This window comes from Occallatibacter sp. (genome assembly GCF_049802275.1).
Lineage (GTDB): Bacteria > Acidobacteriota > Terriglobia > Terriglobales > Acidobacteriaceae > Telmatobacter.
The window spans coordinates 1-8,733 of record NZ_JBARMD010000102.1 but is presented as its reverse complement, the minus strand read 5'-3'; the positions used below and the strand labels follow the sequence as shown (position 1 = coordinate 8,733).

Sequence of the window (8,733 nt, the reverse complement as noted above, 5' to 3'; positions counted from 1 at the left end):
GCATGCACCGGAAACGCAGTCCCAGCCACAGGTTCAGCCCGATCGGCGAGCGGTCGAACATCTTCCAGAACCAGATCAGCGGCTTGCGGATGGCAAATTCAGCGGGGTCGGCGTCGCCGAAGTATTCAGCTTCGATCGTCACGTTCTCAGGGTCGAGCGACATGCCGAGGACGTTGCCGGGCAGTTCGCTGGAGAGGGTCACGTTTGGTTTTCCGCCATGGGGGCGCCCCAGGTAGAGCTGGTAGAGCTGGTCGCGCACGATTTCGGCGCGGCGCTCGGGAGAGCGGTGCCGGTAGAACTCCTCGTCGAGAAAGCGGATCCAGCGGCGGAAGACTTCTTCCGCCTCGGGGGTGGGATGGGGCTGATTGCTGGCGACTGGCTGGGGCTTGGGATTGGTGGCCATACGCTATGGACGATAAATCAAGCGGGCAGGATGCGGCGAGAGCAATGTCACGCCTGTCACGCTGAGCTGCGATGCCGGGCGTTATCCTAATAGGTCCGGCGCCGCCCGCTTTGGAAAAAAACAGAGCTGGTGCGACGGAGTAGCTTTCCCACCCATTTCGCCAAAAAAATGGATGGGGCACTCAAGAGAGTTGATCTATGCCTGAAGAAACCGCCCCCGCCGCCGTCTCCGCTGAAACCGCCAAACCTGCCGCACCTGTTGCGACCATCGCAACCCTGGGCCAGCACGAGGGCCAGTCCGTTCAGATTCGCGGATGGCTCTACAACTCTCGCGAATCGGGCAAACTGCTGTTCCCCATCTTTCGCGACGGAACCGGAACGGTGCAGGGTGTGGCGCACGTCAAGAGTGTCCCGGCCGAAGTCTTCGAGTCGCTCAAAGGCCTGACGCAGGAGTCGTCGGTAATCGTTACAGGGAAGGTGCGTGCAGATAAGCGCGCTCCCGGCGGTTTCGAGCTCGACGTCGAGGATATCCAGGTCATCCAGCGGGTGCCGGAGTCGGATCCATACCCCATCACGCTGAAGGAGCACGGCGTCGATTTCCTGATGGAGCATCGCCATCTCTGGGTGCGCTCGCCTCGGCAATCGGCCATCTTGCGCATTCGGGCGGAGATCATGCGGGCGGCGGCCGAGTACTTTGACGACAACGGATTCATCCGCACTGATCCGCCTATTCTTACTCCTGCGGCCTGCGAGGGAACTTCGACGCTGTTTCCGGTGGACTACTTCGGCGATCCCGCGTACCTCACTCAGTCCGGCCAACTTTATATCGAGTCGACGGCGCTGGCGCTTGGGAAGGTTTACAGTTTTGGACCAACGTTCCGAGCGGAAAAATCAAAAACACGCCGTCATCTGACCGAGTTCTGGATGGTGGAGCCGGAGGTTGCGTACTGCGATCTCGACGGACTGATGGAACTGGCGGAGAACTATCTCTCGCACATCGTGCAGAGCGTACTGAAGAACCGCGCGCCGGAGTTACAGGTGATCGGCCGCGACCCGGAGAAGCTCAAAAACATCCTTCCGCCGTTTCCGCGTCTGCGTTACGACGAAGCCGCTGCGATGCTGAACGAGGCACATAAAAAAGGCATCCTCGAGCAGCCCTTTGAATACGGCAATGACTTTGGCTCGCCCGACGAAACATGGCTCAGTTCGCAGTTCGATCGTCCGGTGATGGTTCATCGCTACCCGGCCGCCGTGAAGGCCTTCTACATGGAGCCCGATCCGAAGGACGCGAACTTCGCGCTTTGCGTCGACGTGCTGGCGCCCGAGGGCTATGGCGAGGTCATTGGCGGATCCCAGCGCGTATCGAGCTACGAATTGCTGAAGAGCCGCATCGAGCATCACCAGCTTCCCCTGGAAGCCTTCCAGTGGTATCTCGACCTGCGTCGCTACGGCTCGGTACCGCACGCCGGCTTCGGCATGGGCATCGAGCGCGTGGTGGCGTGGGTTTGCGCGCTGGATCATGTGCGGGAGACGATTCCCTTCGCGCGGACACTGCACCGCATTTATCCGTAAATTCAACCGGCCTCGGAACAACTGCACCAATTGCCGCGTAACCTTACCCGGCACACGTGTGCTTGTGAAAGAAGGAACGCGATGAAGCGGACTACAGTTGCGATTCTGTTTGGACTGATAGCAGGTTTGATCTGCGCAAGCGGAGCATTTTATGGACACCTTCTCAAATTCAGCGCGGTAATGCTGCTGTGGGTTCTCCTGAACCGGGCGGTCATGGGGTTTGCGATTGGCATCTCGGGGCTAAGGGTGCACTGGGCCTGGAATGGCCCCATCATCGGTCTGGCAGTGGGCTCTATCTTCTCTTATTTCCTGTTCCTGAACCTGGGGCAGGTGCTGGTGCCGGTCGTGAATTTCTTTGTTAATGCGCTGTTCGGGTTGATGATCGAGTTCTTCACGACGAAGGTGTTCAAGCAGGCGGCTTCTTCCGTGCCTGTCCCTGCGGTACATATTGCTGCTGTTCATGTCTAGAGGCCGTTGAGATCGTTATAACCGCACAAAGCAAAACCGCCATTCTGCTCGAAATTGCCCCCAGGTGGGCTGCCGTTCATCGGCCTAGCAATCGACAACGCGCATCGTTCCGTGAGTGCGCAGCATCCGAGTTAGTACAAAGTCTTTCCCTGGAGCGGAAATCGATGACGCTCACCGCTAGCGAAGCCCACCAGATGAAATACGCGCAGCCCTCAACGGATGGAGTGTTGCCCGTTATTCTTGAGCGCTGGAGCCCCCGCGCTTTCGACGACCGAGCAATAAGCAAGGCCGATCTGAGGAAGATCTTCGAGGCCGCTCGGTGGGCGCCATCCTCCTTCAACGAGCAGCCATGGCGGTTCGTTGTCGGCGAGCGTAACTCTGAGACATACAAGAAGATCGCCGAGGCTCTGGTCCCCTTCAACCAGGCATGGGCGGCGAATGCTCCGGTGCTTGTTTTGAGCGTTGCCCGGACCCGTTTCAGCCACAACGACTCACCAAATAACTATGCCGTTCACGATCTTGGCGCCGCCGACGGTTTCATCACCCTGCAAGCCGCCTCCATGGGCATTGCGACCCATCAGATGGCCGGGTTTGACCAGGCAAAGGCGCGCGAAGCCTTTGAGATTCCAGAGATTTACGCGATCGGGTCGGTGATGGCACTCGGCTACCAGGGAGATCCATCCTCGCTTAGCGAGCATTACCAAGGCCAGGAGCAATCGCCTCGCAGCCGTAAACCGCTGAGTGAGATGGTGTTGTCGAGCTGGAATCATCCAGTGGACCTGGGTTGAGGTTCTCGGGCGCCGGGCCGCTTCCCCAATAGCGTCGAGTTGCTGCCCCATTTCAGTTAATACCTTCGTGCCGCTACGGTCTGGCTTTCGCTTTTAGAGTTGAGTTGGGAGCCCCGTTTGGCCATCGCATCTACATCCCGCGACTCGCGCAAGCGCGCACCTGCCCGGCGACCCCGTCGTCGGTACAAGCCGATCGATCTGGGCAAGAAGCGGTGGGCCCTGCGCGCAGCCCTGGGAGGCATTTTGCTCATCGTCCTTCTCATCGGCTGGGCAATTATCGCGCGCCGGATGGCCCCTGCCACGAATACCAGCCGTGACCATTTCGACGCCATTCTCGTGCTGGGCTATCCAGCCGACGCCGACGGTAATCCTACGCCCGAGCAATTGGCGCGTGTCACCGAAGCAGTGCGTGAATACGACCGCGGAGTAGCGCCGCGCCTCCTCTTCTCCGGCGGCGCAGCACACAACCAGTTCGTAGAAGCAGACGTGATGGCCAACTCAGCCGCCGCGCAGGGCATTCCACCCTCAGCCATCTTCGTGGAGACGAAGTCTGACGATACCATCCAGAATGCGTGCTATTCAGAGCGGATCATGCAAGGTCACGGTTGGCATTCGGCGGAGATTATCTCCAGCGGTTACCATCTTCCGCGCGCAGCAATGATATTCAGCCATACTTCGCTTGATTGGCGGATGCACGCCGCGCCGCCACTGCAACCGAACGGAGCCGAATCTGGGGCAGATGCGGCGGTTGAAACCCTCAAAACGATGCGGTATCTGGTGTACGCCAGCTGGGCCGAGCACTGCGAGCCCTAGTGCAATCGTGTGCAATCGAATAGCGAGTGCTAGCCAACCGAGCCTCGCAGGCGTCTAACACCCAGTTCCTCTCATTGTCCCTCGAAGGTATGGTCCTGTAAGCTTTGTGTTGATGCGTCTTCCAGTAAGGTTTTCATTCTTTTCGGCAGCCCTTGTCCTCGGTCTGCTTGCCTCAGTTCTGCCTGCGTTCAGCCAGGTGCAGCCAGCGGTGCAAAGCACTTCGCAAACCACCGGCAACGGCACCTATATCGCCGTTGACCCACTGGCTAATGTGAAGTACGACAACAAGTACGATATTTCGCTGGGAATGGCGTACGCCCACATGAAAGCCGGTCCGACGATCCTGCAGGGGTCGAACCTGGGTGGCCTTGACCTGTCTGGATCCTACTGGTTAAGCAAGCATTGGGCGGTCGAAGGCAACATCAGGGGCTATGCGGGCACCAGCGGCGCGGGGCTCGGCAATAACGTTACGACCCAGTCCATTTCGGGTCCATTCATTCAGGAATATTTCTTTCTCGCCGGTCCGGAGTGGCTTGGACCGCACAACAAGCACGGCGCGCTGATCGCACACGCTCTGATTGGCGGGGTCTACGGCGATTTCGAGCATGACTTGCGCGAACTGCCCCCTTCGGCGGTGGCCTTCTACCCTAACCAGCTCGCCTTAGCGTCCATTATCGGCGGACATATTGACCTTAATCGCTCAGCTCGCTGGGTCTTCCGGGTCACGCCGGATGCGGTTATCACCCGGTATGGCATCAATTACGGCGCAAAGTATACCCAGACCGACGTGAATTTCGCCATCTCGGTTGGCGTCGAGTACCGGTTCAAACCGAAACGCAGATAACCAAAGGGCGTTCGATGTACTTCAAGGCCGGAGAATCCGCGGGAGGAAGTTATTCCGACGGGCTCCGGTCTTCGCATTTTCCCGAACCGCCAATCTCCTCTAACGCCGAGAGGCTGCGCGTGTTATCTCTGTGTGGTATTCTTCGCCGTTCAGAGGCGATTGGATAGCGTACTTCTCTGAAACATGCCGTACCGGATAGCGGCACATTGGTTTCGCGCTGAGAAAGCTCCGGAAAGACAACGCGACAAGGCAGGCTCATACGGACATGAAAGACACATTAGGTGTTTTGCTTGCAGGCGGAGCCGGTGAAAGGCTCTTTCCTCTGACCCGCGACCGCGCCAAGCCGGCCGTGCCATTTGGCGGGCATTACCGGATCATCGACATCACGCTTTCGAATTGCATCAACTCCGGCTTGCGCCGGGTCTTCATCCTTACCCAGTACAAGGCGCTTTCGCTCAACCGGCATATTCGCGAAGGATGGACCGGTATTGTCGCGCAGGAACTGGGGGAGTTTTTTGAGTTGTTGCCGCCCATGCAGCGGACCGGCACCAACTGGTACATGGGAACGGCGGATGCGGTCTATCAGAACATCTACTCCATCGGCAGCGAACAGCCCAAGCACATGATCATTCTGAGCGGCGATCACATCTACAAGATGGATTACAGCCGCATGCTGGAGTATCACAAGGAAACGCACGCAGACGTGACACTGGCCACGCTGCCGGTCGCGCCCGATGAGGTAGCGCGGTTTGGCGTGGTTGACGTCGGCAAGAACGGCGAACTGCAGGGCTTCCTCGAAAAACCGACGACCACCACGTTCAGGTCTCCCTTTAATCCCGACAAAGTCGAAGCCTCGATGGGCATTTACATCTTCAACACCGAGGTTTTGCTCAAAGCACTGATCGCCGACGCCGAGGATCCCAATTCGAAACACGACTTCGGCCACAATATCCTGCCCGATATGCTGGGCAAGAAAAAGATGATGGCATACAGTTTTGTGGACGAGAACAAGCAGACGGCGCTCTACTGGCGCGACGTGGGCACGCTCGATTCCTACTATGAAGCCAACATGGACCTGTGCTCGGTGTCGCCGGTATTCAATCTCTATGACAAAAACTGGCCAATGCGCACACGGGTACGGCAGTATCCGCCGGCGAAATTCGTCTTCGGCGAGCCGGGACGAACCGGCATGGCGGTAAATTCTGTTATCACGGCCGGTGTCATCATCTCCGGTGCTTCCGTATCCAATTCCGTGTTGTCGCAGGATGTCCGCGTCAACTCTTACTCTGAAGTCGACTCGAGCATCATCTTTTCGCATGTGCAGATCGGGCGCCACTGTCGCATCCGCCGCGCCATTATCGACCGCGATGTGCACATTCCAGAGGGAACGGTAATCGGCTACGATCCTGTCGAAGACAAGCGCCGCTATTTCGTTACGCCTTCAGGATTGACGATTGTGACGCGCGACGCTTCTCTATTCGAGAACCCGGTGGAACCGGAGTTTGGGGATCGGTACTAAGTCGCCGTTGTAGCCACGAGAGATCGCGAATCGCTATGGACAAAAGGCCGCTCCCGTCTTCACGGGCGCGGCCTAAGTTTTGATGCGTAATTGCGGCCTTATTGCTTTGCGGTTACAAATCCGAAAATCCGTAATCGATCAGGGCGACTGATTCGCAGTGCGGAAATTGAGATTCGCGATTCTTATTGCATACTGATTGCAATGAAATTGTTCACGCTCGGTTCGCCGTTCGCCCTGGTGTTTGCTTTTTCTTTTCTCATCGCCTCAGATCGATGCAATTCGAGTCACGCAGCTGCGCAGGTTCCACCGTGCAGCCAGTCCGACGGCAGTCTCGGGGTGCGATGGATTGTCAATGCCGGGACGCTGCATCGCGCGGCGTCCGCGATTCCGTTCGATCAGCAGCAACAATACTTCGGAACGCCGTGTACGTTCATGGTGGCTAAGCTCAAAACCCAGCCTTATACGGAGTGGAACTCCATAGCAACGATATCCATTCGCAGTGCGGGCGAAATCGATCACTGCTGCGAAGCGGGTATAGGGGCGGTGATGTACGACCCTGAGAAATGGCAGTTCACACCCGAAGAGGAGCAGCGCAACCCTGCCGAATATGCATGCAAGATCGCCGACATCGTGCACGCGCAGCACCGGCTGCTTATTGTGGCGCCGGCAGCGGACCTGGTCGGCGGAGGGCCAGATCGTTTCGACCGATTCATTCGCGCGAAGATCGCGGCTTCGATGGCGAAGTGTGCCGATGTTTACGAGATCCAGGCTCAGGGTGCGGAACTCGACACACACGATTTCGTTTCCTATGTACGCAAAGCGGCCGAGCAAGCGAGAGGCGCCAGTCCAAGCATTATTGTGCTGGCCGGGATAAGTACAAATCCGACGGGAAGGAGCGTGACCGCGAAGGAACTCTTAGCCTGCGTGAAGGCAGTTTCGGATGTAGTCGGCGGGTATTGGCTGAACATTCCTTCTGGCGGCGCAGCCTGCCCAACGTGCGGCGAACCTAAGCCCGAGGTTGCCGCGGAACTGTTGCAGATGATGAAAGCTGGGATGCGATGAGATTACACCCGGGTCCATTGCGCACGGACTGCCACGGTAAATGCGCAATCCTGTCCCAGGGGGAGCCGAGACAGAAGAGTGTCTACGTAATGTTGGTGGATAAGATCTGCACCACCTGGCTGAATACGCTTCCTATGCTGTTTGCCATGAAAGTCATGGATGAGACGCACCCAAAAGCCACCATGGCAAACGTGAGGGAATATTCGACTATGTCTTGTCCCTCTTCGCGTTGCATCAAAATACGGATCGCCGCGTAAATCCTGGACACCGTGTCGTTCATTGACCTTGCCTCCATCTCCTGGGTGATGGGTCGAACGTAACGATTTGCATATGCACAAGCAATTGAGAAAGGTGAATAGAACAACGCCTTCGGCACCTTGGGAAGCCCAAAGGGTAATGAACGTCCATGTGACTTTCTGGGGAGGCGCACTACAGACCATCCATACGACGCACATTAGAGGTTTTGGGGATGGATCACGGACCCGATAGGCATTTCCGAGGGTTTTGGAGCGTACCGGTGCCGAGGCGGGAACTACACAACAAAATCATGCGTATAGGCCTCCATGGCTTGTGCGGGTACATTAAGCTGGAGCGTGGCAGGACTGGTGGCGCCAAAGGTGCCCATCCGGCGCAAGGGCCACCCCATGAATCAAGAGCGATTCGCGGGGACCCCGAGCAAGTTGGATCAGGCGCCGCGGAAGCTGGTTCAGGACCACGGTCAGGAAGCCAAACCCATGACGCCGGACACTCGCCAGACGAGCGGACCGCTGGAGATCGATTGGTCTGAAGTCGTTCGTCGCTGCATGGACGGTGATTCCGGAGCCTGGGCCGAACTGGTTCGCACCCACCATCGCCGCGTCTACGGGCTCTGCTATCGTTTTACGAATAATCCCGCTGATGCTGAAGACCTTACGCAGGACGTCTTCCTCAAGATTTATTCCAATCTAGCCAGTTTTGATACCGCAAGGGGCAGCCTGCAGGTCTGGATTACGACCATGACCCGTAATCTGCTGGTGGACAATTTCCGTCGCACCAGAAATCAACGGGCCACCGACTCGCTCGACGCCGGATGGGACGAGACCGACGAACTGCGCCCGATCGACCGTCTGACGGCAAGCGGACCTTCACCGCATGAAAAGGCGGCTCAGAAGGAACTGGCCAAGATGGTGCAGGGAGCACTGGCAAAAGTATCGGTGGAGCTGCGTGAAGCAGTCATATTAAGGGACTTACAGGACATGGATTACAAGGAAATCGCCCAGGTGCTG

9 protein-coding genes and 1 pseudogene are annotated in these 8,733 nt (G+C 57.7%); 8 read left to right on the top strand and 2 right to left on the bottom strand.

The features are described from left to right. Nucleotides 1-403 (bottom strand): annotated as a pseudogene (locus tag WA354_RS03275) (hypothetical protein); the annotation flags it as partial. Between the two features lie 197 nt (nt 404-600). Here WA354_RS03275 and asnS point away from each other — a divergent pair. From asnS to WA354_RS03240, 7 genes are all read left to right on the top strand, one after another. Then, nucleotides 601-1,974, top strand: a complete 1,374-nt coding sequence (gene asnS, locus WA354_RS03270) for an asparagine--tRNA ligase (RefSeq protein ID WP_472811580.1) — start codon at nt 601-603, stop codon at nt 1,972-1,974. 81 nt (nt 1,975-2,055) lie between these two features. Beyond that, nucleotides 2,056-2,442: a hypothetical protein gene (locus WA354_RS03265; protein ID WP_472811579.1), complete on the top strand. Its 387-nt coding sequence runs from the start codon at nt 2,056-2,058 to the stop codon at nt 2,440-2,442. Between the two features lie 164 nt (nt 2,443-2,606). Continuing rightward, entirely contained in the window at nt 2,607-3,230 is a 624-nt protein-coding gene (locus tag WA354_RS03260; protein WP_472811578.1) for a nitroreductase family protein, read from the top strand. Between the two features lie 117 nt (nt 3,231-3,347). Beyond that, nucleotides 3,348-4,043: a YdcF family protein gene (locus tag WA354_RS03255; RefSeq protein ID WP_472811577.1), complete on the top strand. Its 696-nt coding sequence runs from the start codon at nt 3,348-3,350 to the stop codon at nt 4,041-4,043. 112 nt (nt 4,044-4,155) lie between these two features. Beyond that, a complete protein-coding gene (locus WA354_RS03250; protein ID WP_472811576.1) occupies nt 4,156-4,887 on the top strand; it encodes a hypothetical protein in 732 nt (243 codons plus the stop codon). A 217-nt stretch (nt 4,888-5,104) separates the two neighbouring features. After that, complete coding sequence (glgC, locus tag WA354_RS03245; RefSeq protein ID WP_472811581.1) at nt 5,105-6,406, top strand: glucose-1-phosphate adenylyltransferase; 1,302 nt, start codon at nt 5,105-5,107, stop codon at nt 6,404-6,406. A gap of 201 nt (nt 6,407-6,607) precedes the next feature. Further along, the gene (locus tag WA354_RS03240; RefSeq protein WP_472811575.1) at nt 6,608-7,468 is read left to right on the top strand and encodes a hypothetical protein; all 861 of its coding nucleotides are present in this window, start codon (nt 6,608-6,610) and stop codon (nt 7,466-7,468) included. A gap of 82 nt (nt 7,469-7,550) precedes the next feature. Here WA354_RS03240 and WA354_RS03235 read toward each other — a convergent pair whose 3' ends face one another. Next, nucleotides 7,551-7,748, bottom strand: a complete 198-nt coding sequence (locus tag WA354_RS03235; protein ID WP_472811574.1) for a hypothetical protein — start codon at nt 7,746-7,748, stop codon at nt 7,551-7,553. A gap of 454 nt (nt 7,749-8,202) precedes the next feature. Between WA354_RS03235 and WA354_RS03230 the strand changes: the two genes are divergently transcribed. Beyond that, nucleotides 8,203-8,733: RNA polymerase sigma factor (locus tag WA354_RS03230; protein WP_472811573.1), on the top strand; the 531-nt coding region annotated here is incomplete at its 3' end.